This is a genomic window from Bacillus sp. AFS023182 (assembly GCF_002560575.1).
GTDB lineage: Bacteria > Bacillota > Bacilli > Bacillales > Bacillaceae_G > Bacillus_A > Bacillus_A arachidis.
Map to the genome: position 1 here is coordinate 154,952 of NZ_NTRO01000028.1, position 15,841 is coordinate 170,792.

At 34.2% G+C, this 15,841-nt stretch carries 16 protein-coding genes; 12 read left to right on the forward strand and 4 right to left on the reverse strand.

Annotated elements, in window-relative coordinates:
- The first annotated feature begins 1 nt into the window (after position 1).
- The 7 genes from CN288_RS15255 to CN288_RS15285 all read left to right on the forward strand — a co-directional run bounded on the left by CN288_RS15255 (position 2) and on the right by CN288_RS15285 (position 7,278).
- Entirely contained in the window at positions 2–1,864 is a 1,863-nt protein-coding gene (locus CN288_RS15255; RefSeq protein ID WP_098302573.1) for an IucA/IucC family protein, read from the forward strand.
- The gene (locus tag CN288_RS15260) at positions 1,836–3,065 is read left to right on the forward strand and encodes an AMP-binding protein (RefSeq protein WP_098302574.1); all 1,230 of its coding nucleotides are present in this window, start codon (positions 1,836–1,838) and stop codon (positions 3,063–3,065) included. Before CN288_RS15255 ends, CN288_RS15260 begins: the two co-directional genes overlap by 29 nt.
- 4 nt (positions 3,066–3,069) lie before the next feature.
- Positions 3,070–3,342, forward strand: coding sequence for a petrobactin biosynthesis protein AsbD (gene asbD / locus CN288_RS15265; protein ID WP_026592281.1), 273 nt, complete (start codon positions 3,070–3,072; stop codon positions 3,340–3,342).
- A gap of 23 nt (positions 3,343–3,365) precedes the next feature.
- Positions 3,366–4,340, forward strand: a complete 975-nt coding sequence (locus CN288_RS15270; protein ID WP_090688611.1) for a DUF6005 family protein — start codon at positions 3,366–3,368, stop codon at positions 4,338–4,340.
- Positions 4,341–4,379: 39 nt separating this feature from the next.
- Positions 4,380–5,222 carry a sugar phosphate isomerase/epimerase family protein gene (locus CN288_RS15275; protein WP_090688613.1) on the forward strand — a complete coding sequence of 281 codons (843 nt, stop codon included), beginning with the start codon at positions 4,380–4,382 and terminating at the stop codon, positions 5,220–5,222.
- Between the two features lie 353 nt (positions 5,223–5,575).
- The gene (locus tag CN288_RS15280) at positions 5,576–5,782 is read left to right on the forward strand and encodes an alpha/beta-type small acid-soluble spore protein (RefSeq protein ID WP_026592278.1); all 207 of its coding nucleotides are present in this window, start codon (positions 5,576–5,578) and stop codon (positions 5,780–5,782) included.
- Positions 5,783–6,048: 266 nt separating this feature from the next.
- Positions 6,049–7,278, forward strand: a complete 1,230-nt coding sequence (locus CN288_RS15285) for an MFS transporter (protein ID WP_441296563.1) — start codon at positions 6,049–6,051, stop codon at positions 7,276–7,278.
- 110 nt (positions 7,279–7,388) lie between these two features.
- On the opposite strand, the gene CN288_RS15290 is transcribed toward CN288_RS15285, so the two are convergent.
- Positions 7,389–8,000 (reverse strand): LysE/ArgO family amino acid transporter, encoded by a 612-nt coding sequence (locus CN288_RS15290; RefSeq protein WP_026592276.1) that lies wholly within the window; start codon positions 7,998–8,000, stop codon positions 7,389–7,391.
- A 119-nt stretch (positions 8,001–8,119) separates the two neighbouring features.
- Between CN288_RS15290 and CN288_RS15295 the strand changes: the two genes are divergently transcribed.
- From CN288_RS15295 to CN288_RS15305, 3 genes are all read left to right on the forward strand, one after another.
- Positions 8,120–9,571, forward strand: a complete 1,452-nt coding sequence (locus CN288_RS15295; RefSeq protein ID WP_098302576.1) for an aminotransferase-like domain-containing protein — start codon at positions 8,120–8,122, stop codon at positions 9,569–9,571.
- A gap of 67 nt (positions 9,572–9,638) precedes the next feature.
- The gene (locus tag CN288_RS15300; protein ID WP_081811034.1) at positions 9,639–9,806 is read left to right on the forward strand and encodes a DUF3933 family protein; all 168 of its coding nucleotides are present in this window, start codon (positions 9,639–9,641) and stop codon (positions 9,804–9,806) included.
- Between the two features lie 226 nt (positions 9,807–10,032).
- Positions 10,033–10,866: a VanW family protein gene (locus tag CN288_RS15305; RefSeq protein WP_026592274.1), complete on the forward strand. Its 834-nt coding sequence runs from the start codon at positions 10,033–10,035 to the stop codon at positions 10,864–10,866.
- Between the two features lie 261 nt (positions 10,867–11,127).
- Here CN288_RS15305 and CN288_RS15310 read toward each other — a convergent pair whose 3' ends face one another.
- Both CN288_RS15310 and CN288_RS15315 read right to left on the reverse strand, forming a co-directional pair.
- Entirely contained in the window at positions 11,128–12,051 is a 924-nt protein-coding gene (locus CN288_RS15310) for a patatin-like phospholipase family protein (RefSeq protein ID WP_098302577.1), read from the reverse strand.
- Between the two features lie 89 nt (positions 12,052–12,140).
- Positions 12,141–12,311: a YjcZ family sporulation protein gene (locus CN288_RS15315; protein WP_090688631.1), complete on the reverse strand. Its 171-nt coding sequence runs from the start codon at positions 12,309–12,311 to the stop codon at positions 12,141–12,143.
- Between the two features lie 240 nt (positions 12,312–12,551).
- Between CN288_RS15315 and CN288_RS15320 the strand changes: the two genes are divergently transcribed.
- Both CN288_RS15320 and CN288_RS15325 read left to right on the forward strand, forming a co-directional pair.
- Positions 12,552–13,289, forward strand: a complete 738-nt coding sequence (locus CN288_RS15320; protein ID WP_098302578.1) for a YwqG family protein — start codon at positions 12,552–12,554, stop codon at positions 13,287–13,289.
- Positions 13,290–13,497: 208 nt separating this feature from the next.
- Positions 13,498–14,658, forward strand: a complete 1,161-nt coding sequence (locus CN288_RS15325; RefSeq protein WP_090688638.1) for a transglutaminase domain-containing protein — start codon at positions 13,498–13,500, stop codon at positions 14,656–14,658.
- 243 nt (positions 14,659–14,901) lie between these two features.
- On the opposite strand, the gene nadE is transcribed toward CN288_RS15325, so the two are convergent.
- Positions 14,902–15,720, reverse strand: a complete 819-nt coding sequence (gene nadE / locus CN288_RS15330) for an ammonia-dependent NAD(+) synthetase (protein WP_026592269.1) — start codon at positions 15,718–15,720, stop codon at positions 14,902–14,904.
- Between the last annotated feature and the right edge of the window lie 121 nt (positions 15,721–15,841).

Below are 15,841 nucleotides of genomic sequence, written 5' to 3' on the forward strand. Positions count from 1 at the left end.
TATGAAGGAAGAGTTTTATCATACAAGAGTAATGAAAGCGGTTCAATCAGAGCGTTATATTGCTGTTAGGCGAAGAGTTTTTCGTCAATTAATAGAGTCGTTAATTTACGAGGAAATTATTTCTCCCATTCAGATACAAGGGGAAGAAGATATAATGTTTATAATTTCAGGGTTTGATGAAAGTGGGAACAGTGTCATATATAAATGCTGGGGTCAAGAACGAATGACATTTGGTCGTATTCGCTTAACTGAAAAATCAATTGTAAGAATACAAAATGATAGAGAAGAAGAAGTAACATCCATTGCACAATTTTTAAATGAAGTTTTTAAAAGGGTTCAGATAGATGAAGTGAAATTACGTTCCTTTATTCAGGAGTTAGAACAAACAATCTTTAAAGATACAATCGCTCAATATGAAAGACACGAAACAAAAGAGAAACTTGTAGAGAGTACATACGATGAGCTGGAAAATCATTTAATAGATGGACATCCTTATCACCCAAGCTATAAAGCACGCATTGGCTTTCAGTATCTTGATAATTACCAATATGGTTTCGAATTTAAACAATCGATAAAACTTATTTGGATTGCTGTCCATGATAAACATACTCATGTAGGTACTATGTCTAAAGATGATGTCAATCATATTGTGAGAGAAGAAGTAGGAGAGAGCAAACTGATTGAATTTTGTTCTACTGTTCAAAATATAGGATGCAACCCAAATGATTATACGTTCATGCCTGTTCATCCATGGCAATGGGGAAATTATATCATTCCGAATTATGCTGAACATATACACAATAGGCACATTATTTTTATAGAACAATCCCAAGATGAATATTTTGCACAACAATCGATGCGTACTTTACAAAATGCTACCAATTGTATGAAACCTTATGTGAAGCTTTCTATGAACCTATTAAATACATCAACTGTTCGGATATTAAAGCCACATTCAGTTGTTAGTGCCCCTACTATTTCAAAATGGTTAACAGATTTGGTAAGAGGTGACTCATATTTACGAGATGAGGCACGTGTTGTTTTATTACAAGAATTTGCAGGTGTAACGTATGATCCACCAGGTCAATCTACATATGGTTCATTAGGGTGCATTTGGCGTGAAAGTATTCACACACATTTAGAAGAAGTGGAGGAGGCTATTCCGTTTAATGCATTATATGCAAAAGAGCAAGATGGAACACCTTTCATTGAGCCGTGGCTAAAGCAAAATGGAATTGAAAATTGGCTCCGTGAGCTTATTCAAAAAGCAGTTTTGCCAGTTGTGCACTTATTAGTAGAACATGGTATTGCGCTAGAATCACATGGACAAAATATGATTTTGATTCATAAACAAGGTGTGCCAGTTCGGGTTGCGCTAAAGGATTTTCATGAAGGACTTGAGTTTTATCGTCCATATTTAAAAGATCTAGAAAAATGTCCTGATTTTACAAAAGTACATAATATGTATGCGAATGGACAGCTCAATGAATTTTTTGAAATGGATAGTATGAGATGTCTACAAGAAATGGTATTAGATGCGCTCTTTTTATTCAATTTAGGCGAGCTAGCGTTACTATTTGCGGATGAATATGAATTTAATGAAGAGAGATTTTGGATACTTGTTGTAGAAGAATTAGAGAGCCACTTTACAAGTTCTCAGCACTTATATGAACGCTTTGAAGAGTTACAGTTATATACACCTACATTTCGAGCGGAACAATTAACAAAACGCCGTTTATATAAAGATATTGAATCACTTGTACATGAAGTGCCGAATCCATTATATAACGCACTGCAACTTATAAAAAGTAAGATTGTTATTATGGAGGAGAATTATGTTAATCGTAAACAAACAAGAATATAGTAAAAATGATTTTGAATTAAGACTACAAATGTATGAAAACATGGAACAGTTTCATGATGCGACTGGAAATAGATTTGCCCTTTGTATAACAGATCCGTTTGATATGATTACACTTGTCTTCTTTTTAAAGAAAAAAGGAGCATCTGTATTACTTATTCATGGAGAGACACCGAGAGATACAGCTGTTGAAATAGCAAAAGGTGCAGCATGCTTTGGACTTTTATATAGAGATTCCAAGCATTTTATAAAACTGAATAGTGAAGATCAAATAAAAAATGAACCGTCCTTATTGCAATATAGTTCAGGAACAACTGGTGAACCGAAACTAATTCAAAGATCCTGGAAAGAAATTGAAAGAGAGATAGATGCTTACAATGAAGCATTGCAGTGCGAAGGTGACGAAGTACCCATTGTATTGGCTCCTGTTTCTCATTCATATGGTTTAATTTGTGGGACACTTTCTGCAATCATGCGAGGGAGTAAGCCGATTGTTATTACAAATAAAAATCCGAAATTCGCATTAAATATTATTCGTAATACACCAAAACATATCGTATATGCAGTACCGCTTATGCTACATATTATGGGAAGTTTTCCACAAGGTACTTTTCAGTTTCATAAAGTGATGACGTCGGGTTCACCATTGCCAGAATCATTATTTTGTAAACTCAAAGGGGTAACAAAGTATATGATGCAGCAGTACGGATGTTCGGAAGCGGGTTGCATTAGCATCTGTCACAATATGAACACACATTTAGATTTAGGAGAACCACTTCCCCATACGTCTGTGCGTATTAGTAATGACCAAAACCAGCCTGAAGAAATAGTGGTAACAATTGGAGAGAAAGTGATTTATACAAAAGATTTGGGATATAGATCAGAACGTGGGATACATTTTGTTGGGCGTATGGATGATGTAATTAACGTGGCTGGTTTGAAAGTATTCCCAATAGAAGTAGAGGAAACGATGCTTCGTCTAGAGGGAATTCGAGAGGCAATTGTGTATCGCGGAAAACATCCTGTAATGGGTGAGATTGTAAAAGCGAAAGTGATTTCTAGTATTGATCCTGTTCAAATAAGAAAATGGTGTATACAACATTTGCCCTCTTATAAGGTGCCGCATGAAATAGAAAATGTAACGGACATTCCTAAAAATGCAACTGGAAAAGTGAGTCGTAAGCTGTTAGAGATGGGGGAATAACAGAATGAATCGTGAAATGTTAAGGATGGATGTATTGAAAATTATGGTAGAAAAAATGGAATTGAAAAATGTTACAGATTTAAAAGATACAATGCGTTTAAATCAAGATTTATATATTGATTCTGTCATGATGCTGCAACTTATTGTTTATATCGAAATGGATTTACAATTATGTGTACCAGAGGATGAAGTAGATCCAAAAGCTTTTTCTACTATAGGTTCATTACTAGATTTTATGGAAGAGTTACAACCGTTACAAGTGGATATAAATAACTAATATTTTAGAAAACGGGTGAAAACATGACTTCAATTAAAGTTCATTGTTTAGTGAGTTGTTTTTGTGAAATTATTAAAAGGCGTAGTGATATAGATTTTCGACCTTTTTACTTTGGGTTATGGGATGGGGATTTTGATATAACAGAGGAAGGAGTCATTTCTTATCATTCTGAGAACATTAGCCATAAAGGTTACTTATATTGGTACGAAAAACTATATGGGATCAAAGTAAACGAATGGTATGATCATTCAAAAGAGAAACAAACAAATTTAGAGACTTTTTTAGATTTAGTAGAGAAAAAACCAGAAAATCGATATGTCATTGTAATGGTAGATATGTCACTATTGCCAGAGAGAGAAAATAAATTTCATCAAAAACCATTTCCGCATTACTTAATGATAGCGAAAACAAATCTGGAAGACGAATGGTTTATGTTTGATCCTGATTTTCGTTGGGAAGGTAATATGGCAAAGGATAAAGTCATTCATTCTATTGAAAATAATCCGTTTGGTGGGGGATATTTCATTGATGTACAGACAGTTCAAGAACCCTCTCAGGAAACGGTAGAAAGTTATTTTGTTGAGACATTCAAAAGGGATTGCAATGAATTAACGATGAAAGTAAAAGACTTGGTCATAAGAATGGTAAATGGTGAAGCGGAACTTTCTAAACTAATACCAGCAGTGAAGCAAATCCCTGTATTGGCCATCCGTAAATATAGTTATGAACATGCATTTGCATATTTTCGTGACACATTACAATACTCTGAAACAGAATTTGATTATTGGTGTGACCGCATAGAAGATATCGTGCAAGGTTTTACAAATGTACAGTATAAAGCAATAAAAATGGCAATGACAAACAATAAAGAGATGTTATCATCAATTGTTGAAAAATTAAATGAGATGAATGAAATTGAATTTACGATTAAACAGGAGCTAGAGAGGCAGTTTGTAGCATGGAAAAACATAAGAACAAATCAGTCTGTTATTGTATAAACAATCATTATTGAATTTGAAATAAAGGGGTTTGAATTTATGAAGTATTCGTTATGTACTATTTCGTTCCGCCATCAGCTAATTTCATTTACTGATATAGTTCAATTTGCATATGAGAACGGGTTTGAAGGAATTGAATTATGGGGGATTCATGCACAAAATTTATATGAACAAGAACGTAAAGTGACAGAAGAACAACTAGATTTTTTGAAAAATAAAAATCTGAAAATTACGATGATAAGTGATTATTTAGATATTTCATTGTCAGCAGATTTTGAGAAAACAATGAACAAATCAGAGCAATTAGCATCGCTAGCAAATTGGTGTAATACAAATAAGATTCGTACGTTTGCTGGACAAAAACGAAGCGACAGCTTTACAAAAGAAGAACGTCAGAAATATGTAAAGCGCATTCGCACTATCTGTGATTTATTTGCGCAACACAATATGTACGTGTTATTAGAAACACATCCGAATACATTAACAGATTGCTTAGACTCAACTCTAAATTTATTAGAAGAGGTAAATCATCCATATTTAAAAATTAATCTTGATTTTCTCCATATGTGGGAATCTGGTGCCGATCCAGTAGAAAGCTATCGCCAATTAAAGCCTTGGGTACAGCATTACCATATGAAGAATATATCTGCAGCTGCTCATTTAGATGTCTTTGAGCCTAATAATGTATATGCTTCAGCTGGTAGTCGAAAAGGAATGGTTCCGTTATTTGAAGGTGTTGTGAACTATGAAGAAATTATTAGAGAAATTCAAGATACGGAACATTTTGCTTCACTAGAATGGTTTGGACATGGTGCGAAAGATGTTTTGCGAGAGGAAATCATTCGTTTAAGAAGAAAACAAATGACAGTATTAACTTCATAAAGTACACAATATGTACGACTGTGATAATAACAAAATGTAAATTTTCGTTTTTTCAACAAATGTAATACTAGAGTGAATAAAAAAGAAACTCTTTTTTGTAAGGGCGTTGAAGAAGCGATTATTTCGAAAAAAACATGTATTTTCTCCATATATAGAAAATAAAAAGAAGTTCACATTCTATACATAATAGTTAGTGAACTTCTTTTTTTCATTAGATGGACTTTTTCAGGGAGATCCGCTTTGTGAGATTCTTTCTTTATGGATGTAAAGTTTAAAATCATAAAAAACCATAATTTACCATGTATTTCATTTGAAAATCTATCCATTTTAATATGTAAAGGAGGTGAACGGAAATGGCTAGAAATCGTAGTTCTAATCAGTTAGTATCAAATGGAGCACAAGCAGCTCTTGATCAAATGAAATATGAAATCGCGCAAGAGTTTGGTGTGCAACTTGGTGCTGATACTTCTTCTCGTGCAAATGGTTCTGTTGGTGGTGAAATCACGAAACGTCTTGTAGCTATGGCAGAACAACAGCTTGGTGGCGGATATACTCGTTAATGTAAAGCTGTATAAAAGAAGGGAAGAGTTCTTCCTTTCTTTTTTTGTATCATTTTTCAAAAGTAAAAAGAAGTTTTCCATTTAATAGCATGAATGTGCTGTTAAATGGATTGGAAAAATAGAAGTAATGCTATGTCATACTCCAATTTCTTTTGTTATATAAGTTAAAAAGCAGATGACATATAGTAGCCCTGATGAAATTTATAATCGAATTTTATCAGGGCTACTACATGGAAGAAATAAATGTGAAAGGTTTCGAAATTAACATGTTAAAAAAAGAAAACAGTTGTTTAATTGCACTTGCATCTGTTCCACTTGTTATGACATTAGGAAATTCAATGCTCATTCCAATCCTTCCAACAATCGAAAAGAAATTGCATATTTCTTCTTTTCAAGTATCTATGATTATTACTATATATTCCGTTGTAGCTATATTATTAATTCCTATAGCTGGTTATTTATCAGACCGGTGGGGACGTAAAATGGTCATGGTCCCGAGTTTATTAATTGCAGCTATTGGAGGCGGTATAACGGGGTGGGTATCATGGAAGGTAGAAAATCCGTATGTTTGGATTTTAATTGGAAGAGCGATTCAAGGAATAGGTGCTGCTGGAGCAATGCCAGTTGTAATCCCATGTGTTGGCGATTTATATAAAGATGAAAAACAAGTAAGTACCGGATTAGGTATTATTGAAACGTCAAACACATTTGGCAAAGTCCTTAGTCCGATATTAGGATCAGCTCTTGCAGCAATCGTATGGTTTTTACCATTTTGGTCCATCCCAGTTTTATGTGCTGTTTCTATCGTTTTATTATTATTGTTAGTAAAAGCAAAGAAACAAGCAAATGAGGCCCCGCCTTTTAAAGAATTTATTCAATCAATTGGTTCAACTTTTCGAGAAAAGGGAAGATGGTTAGTCGCGATTTTTGTATTAGGTGCTATCGTTATGCTCATATTATTTGGAATTCTTTTTTATTTGTCTACGACATTGGAAGAGAAGTACAACATTCATGGAATTTGGAAAGGGTGTATACTTGCAATTCCATTGCTAGTATTATCTATAAGTTCATACATGGCTGGAAAGAAAATTGGTGATGACCAAGGTGTTATGAAAAAATTTATATATACCGGATTCATACTAGCAGCAGTGTCTGTTATGCTTCCATTATTTTTAAAAGGAATTTACTTATTAATTATTTGTCTTGTTATTATGGGGATTGGCATTGGGATCGCTTTACCGTGTTTAGATGCTCTTATTACTCAAGGAATTGAAAAAGAACAGAGAGGGACGGTTACTTCTTTCTATAGTTCGATGCGTTTTATCGGTGTAGCTGCAGGACCGCCACTCTATTCTTTTTTTATGAAGGGAGCAGATCATGAAGTTTTTTATTTAACAAGTATCTTTGCGATAATTGGAGCAGTGGTTACAATTGTTTGGATTAAACCAGAGAAAGACCAATCTATTCTGAAGCGGCAGCCGAAACCAATTTCTTAATTTGTCCTGTTATTCAATATGCATGCTAGCTATAGATTTATTGTGTTTGCGAGTATGGATGAGAGTCACATATTTACAACATATAATATGTGACTCTCATTATTTACTTGTTAAGTAATAAGTTGTTTCAGCATATAAAGAGCAACTCCCCAAATAATAACCCCTGAAACTTTATTTAGAATTGTAATTGTATTTCCTGATGAATCTATTTTTCCAATCATGCGCCCTGCAAATGCTAAGCCGATAAACCAAAGCCAAGAAACCGTAATTGTTGTGAAAGTAAAAGCCCATTTTTCGCTGCCTACATATTGGATAGAGTTTGTACCAATCACACCAATCGTATCTAAGATTGCATGTGGATTTAATAAAGAAACAGAGGCGGCAAAGATAATTTGCTTTTTGATAGTCATTGATTTTGCCTCAATCGTCTCTTTTGTAGACTCACTTTTCCAAACCATCCAACCCATATAAACTAAAAAGAAAAATCCAATTACATAAAGTGTGGTTGTTAGCCACGAAAAGGTAAGAAGCATAAGTGATACACCTTGTACCGCAATTAATATTAAAATTGTATCGCAGATAGATGCGGTTAGGATAACTGGTGTAGCCCGCAAAATACTTGGCTGACTAGCACCTTGGTTAAAGACAAAGACGTTTTGTACACCTAATGGAATAATGAGTCCAAACGCCAGAATCATTCCGTGCATGATCGCTTCAATCATTTTATTTCCTCCTATATAAATTGCTGAAATATGATAGTGTATATTTTATAAAAGAAAATTGAAATTGTATCCATCCATATGGTTGGATAACAAACCAACCAAAAAAGCGAGGCGACAGCATGGAACGATTTGACTGGAAGCCAAATGGATCTTCTCCAGTTCCCTTATATAAACAAATTGAGGAGTATATAAAAGAGAAAATTATAAATGGAGAATGGACGGTTGGTACAAGATTACCGTCGCAACGAGCTTTCTCCCATGCATTTGAAGTGAATCGAAGTACAATTGTAATGGCTTTAGATGAATTGGCAGCGCAAGGGTTGATTGAAGGAAAAGGTAGAAGGGGAACAATTGTGAAAAACGATGCATGGAGTATATCAACTTTGAAGTCTCACTCTAACTGGAATTCCTATGTAGAAACAGGTATTCATTATCCGAATCTCCCTACCATTCAAGAAATTAATCAAGCTGAATTTTATCCATATATCATTCGATTAGGTACTGGAGAACTTTCACCAGAGCTTTTGCCTGAGAAAAAAACGAAACAAATCATGAAAGAGCTTTCTCATGGGCAAATTCCTTTAGGATACGCGGAGCCAAGAGGGGATTTCAAATTGAGAGAGCAAATAGCAAAGTACCTAAAAAAATTTGATATTCTTACATCTCCAGCATCTATATTAATTGTTTCGGGAGCAATTCAAGCACTGCAGCTTATTTCGATGGGACTTCTATGCAAAGGCTCGTCCATTTTACTTGAAAAACCATCATATTTATATTCTCTCAATGTTTTTCAGTCTGCTGGAATGCGTTTGTTTGGTATTCCAATGGATGAGCATGGGATTCAACCATCGCTTATTTCAAAATACACAAGACAATTCCATGGTTCAATTTTATACACCATTCCGTCTTTTCATAATCCAACAAGTCTTGTTATGAATGAGCAAAGAAGGCAAGAAGTTATGAAAGTATGTAATGAAATTGGATTACCTATAATTGAAGATGCTGTCTATCAAGATTTATGGTTTGATTCATCTCCACCAAAACCATTGAAGGCAAATGATACAAATGGGATTGTATTACATATTGGAAGTATGTCAAAAGTCATTAGTCCTGGTTTAAGGATCGGTTGGATTGTTGGACCAGAACCAGTCATTAAAAGATTGGCAGATATAAAGATGCAAATGGATTACGGTTCGAGTTCGTTATCACAACGAGCTGCTGCAGAATGGTTTGCAAGTGGGTTATATGAAAAACATATACAGCAAATACGAGTTGAGTTGAAAAAACGGAGAGACTTTATGCTCAAAATGCTAGAGAAATATTGTAGAGATATAGCAACTTGGCAAATACCAACTGGTGGATTTTATATTTGGCTACAAATCGAACCAAACATTTCAATACGAGAGTTGTTTGAAAAGGCATTACAAGAAAAAATTCTACTCAATCCTGGAAATGTGTATGATAGAAATGCAAGCCAATATTTACGTCTCTCTTATTCATATGCTTCAATGCATGAAATAGAAAAAGGTGTTAAAACGGTTGCGAGATTGATAAAGAATCTCTCAATATAATGACTATATTTTTTGGGAAGTAAAAAATGATATTATAGATGCTAGTAACTGAAAAAGGGGAAGAAATATGAAACACTATGTTATTTGTCAAGTTATTGATGGAATAAAATATTTAGCTGCCTATGCAGAAACAAGACAAGAAGCAATTGAAAAAGCTGAATTATTAGGGCTAAGAACAGGAGGACGCTACGTTGTTGTTACTGCTGAAGAAGCGGAAGGATTACAGTATCCTTAATTGTTAAGCTACTAATATAGAGAAAAAGAGTGAATCTAAGATTCGCTCTTTTTTCATATTTGTATAAAATTAACTTCAAATATCGTTTCTTTGTTGCTAAGACAGTATTATAATTATTTCTGTATATTATGATATTTTATTTGAGAGTGGTTATAAGAATGCTGTATGAGCGTATAAGTAATATTTTAACCATAGAAAGTACATTGGTGATAGAGGAGAGTAAAAAATGAATGAAGTAAACATACGGCCTAAAAAAAGGTCTAAGTATCGTATTATGTTAGGAACGTGGTATTACTCTGTAAAAAGAAATATTCAATGGTTAACGGATGGGAAAAAGTATGCTAAAACTTTTCAACAAGAAAAGTTATCTTGTACGGTTATACAGCATCGAACGATACTGCTTCGTAAACTTAAAGATGTAGATATGTGGTATCAAGAGAATAAAATTATTAATTTAAAAATCGCCATTAAACAGTTAAACGGTGTTGTGATTAAGCCGGGAGAAACATTTTCTTATTGGCGTTTAATAGGTAAGACTACAAGGAGAAAAGGGTATGTAGAAGGAATGGTGTTGCATTATGGTACTTTTAAACCAGGAGTTGGAGGTGGGCTTTGTCAACTTTCAAATTTAATATACTGGATGACTCTACATACAACACTAACCGTAACAGAACGATATCGTCATAGCTATGATGTATTTCCGGATTCAAAGCGTACACAGCCGTTTGGAAGTGGTGCGACTTGCTCCTACAACTATCTTGATTTACAAATAAAAAATGAAACAGATCAAGCTTATCAACTTTATCTTTACGTGACAGACGAACACTTAGTGGGGGAATGGAGAACAGCCTATCCTCAGCTTTACCAATATGAAGTATACGAAAAAGAACATGCAATTAAGCCAGCTTATTGGGGTGGCTATATCCGACGTAATGTCATACATCGAAGGGTGTTTAATCAACAAAAACAGTTTGTTGAGGATCAATATGTAACGGAAAATCATGCAATAATGATGTATGAGCCACTTCTGTCTTATAGTAGTGATAAAAGTGAGGAGTAGTACTTTATGAATAAGCCTAATAAAATGAAACTTTAATTTTACGGATAGTGAATCTTATCTCTAACACATATACTTACGTCGAATTTTGAGTTGGCGGTATAATTGTTCGTAAGTAGTAGGATAAAACATTTAGTTTATTAGGCTTATTTCTTTTTTTATGATGTAGTGTTTTTACAATATCCATGTGAAAATGATGAGAAAAGTAAATGAATACAGTAAGAGGTATTATTCTATGGATAATGAAACTAATTTAAAAAAAATTCAATTTCCGTTTCTAAATCGATTAATATATGTTTTGAAATTCCAAGACTGTAAAAAATTTTCGGCAGCGTTAAAGCCAGACTGATAGAGCCATTCTTTTTCATCGGTAGTTAATTGGAATTTTGTACTTGTAATTGTTCCAGTTGGAATTGTAATGGTTCTTGCTTTTGATTCTTTATCTAGATGGCGTAAGTCGTGTGCTTGCATCATCGTTTTGAATAAGCCTTTAAACATAGAGAGGGGATCTTTATAAGGAACAGGTTCAGCTTGTATTTCATTTTTTACAAAATGAAAACCAAAAGTTGGCCAACGGGGTAAATTAGGGGAGTCAAAAATCCAAATTGGATAATTGCTAAGAAGACCTCCATCAACCATATAGCAAGGTTGTTTCCATTTTGGTGTTTTCCACTTTACTGGTTCGAAATAGAAAGGAATGGTGCTGCTCATTCTAACTGCTTTTGCAATAGAGAAATCTTGATTTGTAAAGCCATAGTTAGGTAAATCATCAGGGAAAATAATCATCTTTCCATTACTAATATCTGAGGCAATAATTTTTAAGTTTTGTGGATTAGGTAAGTCACTAAAACTATGGATCCCTTTTTTGTGCAAGAGGTCTTCTAACCAGCTTTCTAAATAGTTGTTTGAATAAATGCCTAATTTAGTCCATGCGCTTAATCCCTTTCCTATAAAAGGGACTTTATCAAGTAAACTTTTTTTTATAAATTGATGATAGTTAACGTTATTTATAATTATTTTTAATTCTGTACAAGAATAACCAGCTGCTAGAAGAGCTGCAATAATAGCCCCAGCAGATGTTCCCGCTACACGCTCCCACTCATAGCCATGATTTGCTAATGCACAAATTGCTCCAACATGCGCAATTCCGCGCACGCCGCCACCTTCAAAAACACCATCAATTTTCATAGGAATAGTTCCTTTCAAAGGTTGGATTTGCCGTATAGTAAAAAAGCACGTGATTCACGTGCTTTTTTTACAATAGTTTTTAAAGCTACTTAGCAACCTATGAAACCGCCCCAGCAGCTAGCTCCAATGATGATTAAAAGGATGAATAAAACGATTAGTAAAGCGAAACCGCCGTAACCGCAACCACCGCCACAACTGTAGCCGTAGCCGTAACCACCGCCACAACTATAGCCGTAACCGCCACCATAACCAAAACCCATATGGAATGCCTCCTTATAATAAAAGTTGAAATAAAGAAAAATGAACAATTTGAGGATCTGCTATAAGGAATTATGAAGGATCGTATTTGTAGGAACACTGTATACTATGCTGTATTAAAGTTATTCGCGTACTAGGGATAAGCCCGTTTTTTTTGAATAAATTATTTTGATTTTTCAGGATGAAGGATATGCCGTGTTTATGCTATGATACGGATAAGTACATTTATGTAAGGAGAATATATGAGAAACCAGATTGATTTACTAATTGATAAATATGATTTAACACATATAAAAAGAGAACTACTAGCTACTATATTTCCATGTATAAAAGTTGTTCCGGGACAAGAAGAGTCACTTCCCATTGGCTGTTCAAAAATGGGGGGGCTTCCTGATGTCCCATCTACATTTGAATATCCAACTCACGAAGGAAAGGCATTGGATTTTATTGCACAATTTAATTTAGCTGATTTGCAAGATATGGGCGTGGGTCATGATTTACCTGAAACAGGTATGTTGTATTTCTTCTATGATAGTAATTATCAACATGCTGGTAATGGATGTGTTTTATATCATAACGTTCCGTTAGAACAATTACAGAGGGTAAATGATAAACAATCAAAGTATACACAATGCACATTAACATTTAAATTAACCTATAAACTTCCTGAGCTATTTATTGAGGATGAAGCTGATTCGGATCGTTTTTTACAACTATTAGAGGAATTAATGCCAGATCATTATGATAATCATCAAGTATTTGGCCAACCATTCTCAGTTCAAAGAGAAGTGTTTGAAGAAGCTGGAGAATCTGTTGGTATTCATGATCACGATATGACATTGTTATTCCAAATTGACTCTGATTATACAAATTGTAATATGATGTGGGGAGATTTAGGTATGCTGTATTTTTGTATTGGAAATGAGGATTTAAAGCAACGTCGTTTTGAAAATACATGCTGTGTATTGCAATCTTGTTAGAAAGAAAAGCAGTAGTTTAATTCTTATTAAGAACCTACTGCTTTTCTATTTTAGTATATGTATCTATTATAGTATAAATATCCTATTATAGATACATATAGATTATAATATATGTATAATCGCATATTTTCTTTTTGAAAAAATATTGTATACTTTAAAAATATATGGAGTTTTTTCGTATATTTTTAGAATAGAAGGATGTGGCGAGATGAAGAAAACAAACAAGTATGTAACAGCTGTCGCGCTTTGTTCAACAATCATGATAGGTGGTTTACAAGTGCCTGCTGTATCATATGCAGCTACAAATACAAAAGTGGTAGCTACGCAACCAGACGCAAAAATACTAGGGGATTTCCGAAAAGAATTAAAAAAACATATTGATAATCGCGAAGAGAATATTACAATTACGTATAAAACAAAAGCTAAGAATGCTAGAGAAGTAATGGATACGCTTTATAAAGAGTATACTAAAATAGTAGATGCAGATGAGTATTTAAAATATAATGTAGCAAGTACACAATATTCAATTCGTGGTATACCAGGGAACTATACTTTTACATTAAAAATTTCATATCGTGAATCAAAAGAACAAACACAATACGTGAAGGCGCAAGCAAAATCAATTGTAAGTTCTATTTTGAAGGCGGGCATGGATGAGCATGAAAAAGTGAAAGCAATTCATGATTATGTTGTGAAACATGTTTCTTATGATACTTCTTACAAGGCTTATACAGCATATGAAGCATTGGCAAACCGCTCTGCTGTGTGTCAAGGATATACATTATTAACATATCAATTACTAAAAGAAGCAGGGATTCAATCCCATATTGTAACAGGAAAAGGGAATGGACAAGCTCATGCTTGGAATCTAGTGAAGATCGAGAATAAGTGGTATCATCTTGATACTACATTCGATGATCCAGTTCCAGATAAAGCAGGTCGTGTGACATATTCTTATTATAATATGTCTGATGAGCAGTTAGGAAAAGACCATGAATGGGATCGTAATAAATACCCAAAAGCATCAACTAATTATTATAATGAATTAACAAATAAGATAAAAACAGGTAGTCCTAAAGCGGTAGTATACCAAAAAATGCTAAAGGATACGAACTTAATTTATCTATCCGCACAATACGGGGCTGAAAATTACAATGAACTTAAAGCGAAATTGCAGAAGCAATTCACTGCAAAGCCTAAAAAGGTAGAAATGCGTTATAAACAGTCGATGGATGGAACAATGCAAGATATAAAAAAAGTATTAAATGAACTTTCTTGGCCAACAGGGGCGAAAGGAGTTTCATACCAAGTTGCACCGTATAGTGCGATGGCAGGTTATTCATTAGCGACAATCACATTCAAATATTAATGAAAAGGGGCATCTGTAACAGGTGCTCTTTTTGTATTTGTGAGTGGTACCTTTCCGTGACGGTTAGAAAGGTATCAGTTATAGTTAGAATAACTACAATGTTAATGTTCATAATACGTTAGATCTATCTTTTTTAGCGTGGGTGGCGATTTTTAAAGGGGTAGCTCTATTGATGAGACATTAATGCTTAAAAAATCTAGAAAAAGAAGCCAATATAAACTGGCTTCTTTTGTCTTTTCATGTCTATTTCCACCAATCATCAAACATCGATGCAGGTACTTGTCTTTTATGTTCACTTACTGTATAACGTTTTTCAATTTTTTCTGCTACATCTGCAGAAACTGTCTTTCCCTCTAAGTAATCATCTAGTTGATCATATGTAATACCTAATTCCGTTTCATCTGCTTGACCTGGTTTTTCATCTAATAAATCTGCTGTTGGCATTTTTAAGTAAAGACGTTCTTCAGCACCTAATTCTTGTAATAAAGCACGGCCTTGGCGCTTTGTTAAGCCTGTAAGTGGTAAAAGATCGGCACCACCATCTCCGAATTTTGTGAAGAATCCTGTTACAGCTTCAGCAGCGTGGTCTGTTCCGATAACAAGTAGGCCTTGTTGGCCGCCAATTGCATATTGTGTGACCATGCGAATGCGAGCTTTGACGTTTCCTTTATTAAAATCTGTTAATGAATCACCTAATAAGTCACTATATTGGTTAGAAAATGTATCAACTGTTGAGGCAATATCAAAAGCAACAGATTGGTCAGGTCGAATAAATTGTAGTGCTAACTGTGCATCATCTTCATCTTTTTGTACGTGATATGGAAGGCGTACAGCGAAAAATGTTGCATTGCCTCCTTCATTACGAACTTCTTCAACTGCAAGCTGTGCTAAGCGACCGGCAAGTGTAGAATCTTGTCCGCCGCTAATTCCGAGCACAAATCCTTTTGCACCTGTTGTTTTTAAATAGTCTTTTAAAAAATCAATTCGTTTACGGATTTCTGTTTTTGGATCGATTACAGGTTGAACATGTAGTGCTTTCATAATTTGTTCTTGTAATGTCATTATGGTTTCCTCCTATTCATTTAGAACGAGCAATAAGTATATATGTACTGATTCATAAATCTCCATTCATATTATTTCGCAAAATTAACGAATATACAATAGGTTGCAGATATGAATGTAG

Bases quoted from the DNA above. Each gene is read 5' to 3' on its own strand.
- CN288_RS15325 (WP_090688638.1), top strand. From the start codon at position 13,498: ATGAAGAAAACAAACAAGTATGTAACAGCTGTCGCGCTTTGTTCAACA.
- CN288_RS15295 (WP_098302576.1), top strand. From the start codon at position 8,120: ATGGAACGATTTGACTGGAAGCCAAATGGATCTTCTCCAGTTCCCTTA.
- CN288_RS15290 (WP_026592276.1), bottom strand. From the start codon at position 8,000: ATGATTGAAGCGATCATGCACGGAATGATTCTGGCGTTTGGACTCATT.
- CN288_RS15305 (WP_026592274.1), top strand. From the start codon at position 10,033: ATGAATGAAGTAAACATACGGCCTAAAAAAAGGTCTAAGTATCGTATT.
- CN288_RS15270 (WP_090688611.1), top strand. From the start codon at position 3,366: ATGACTTCAATTAAAGTTCATTGTTTAGTGAGTTGTTTTTGTGAAATT.
- CN288_RS15280 (WP_026592278.1), top strand. From the start codon at position 5,576: ATGGCTAGAAATCGTAGTTCTAATCAGTTAGTATCAAATGGAGCACAA.
- CN288_RS15300 (WP_081811034.1), top strand. From the start codon at position 9,639: ATGAAACACTATGTTATTTGTCAAGTTATTGATGGAATAAAATATTTA.
- CN288_RS15310 (WP_098302577.1), bottom strand. From the start codon at position 12,051: ATGAAAATTGATGGTGTTTTTGAAGGTGGCGGCGTGCGCGGAATTGCG.
- CN288_RS15285 (WP_441296563.1), top strand. From the start codon at position 6,049: ATGTTAAAAAAAGAAAACAGTTGTTTAATTGCACTTGCATCTGTTCCA.
- nadE (WP_026592269.1), bottom strand. From the start codon at position 15,720: ATGACATTACAAGAACAAATTATGAAAGCACTACATGTTCAACCTGTA.
- CN288_RS15255 (WP_098302573.1), top strand. From the start codon at position 2: ATGAAGGAAGAGTTTTATCATACAAGAGTAATGAAAGCGGTTCAATCA.
- CN288_RS15315 (WP_090688631.1), bottom strand. From the start codon at position 12,311: ATGGGTTTTGGTTATGGTGGCGGTTACGGCTATAGTTGTGGCGGTGGT.
- asbD (WP_026592281.1), top strand. From the start codon at position 3,070: ATGAATCGTGAAATGTTAAGGATGGATGTATTGAAAATTATGGTAGAA.
- CN288_RS15260 (WP_098302574.1), top strand. From the start codon at position 1,836: ATGTTAATCGTAAACAAACAAGAATATAGTAAAAATGATTTTGAATTA.
- CN288_RS15275 (WP_090688613.1), top strand. From the start codon at position 4,380: ATGAAGTATTCGTTATGTACTATTTCGTTCCGCCATCAGCTAATTTCA.
- CN288_RS15320 (WP_098302578.1), top strand. From the start codon at position 12,552: ATGAGAAACCAGATTGATTTACTAATTGATAAATATGATTTAACACAT.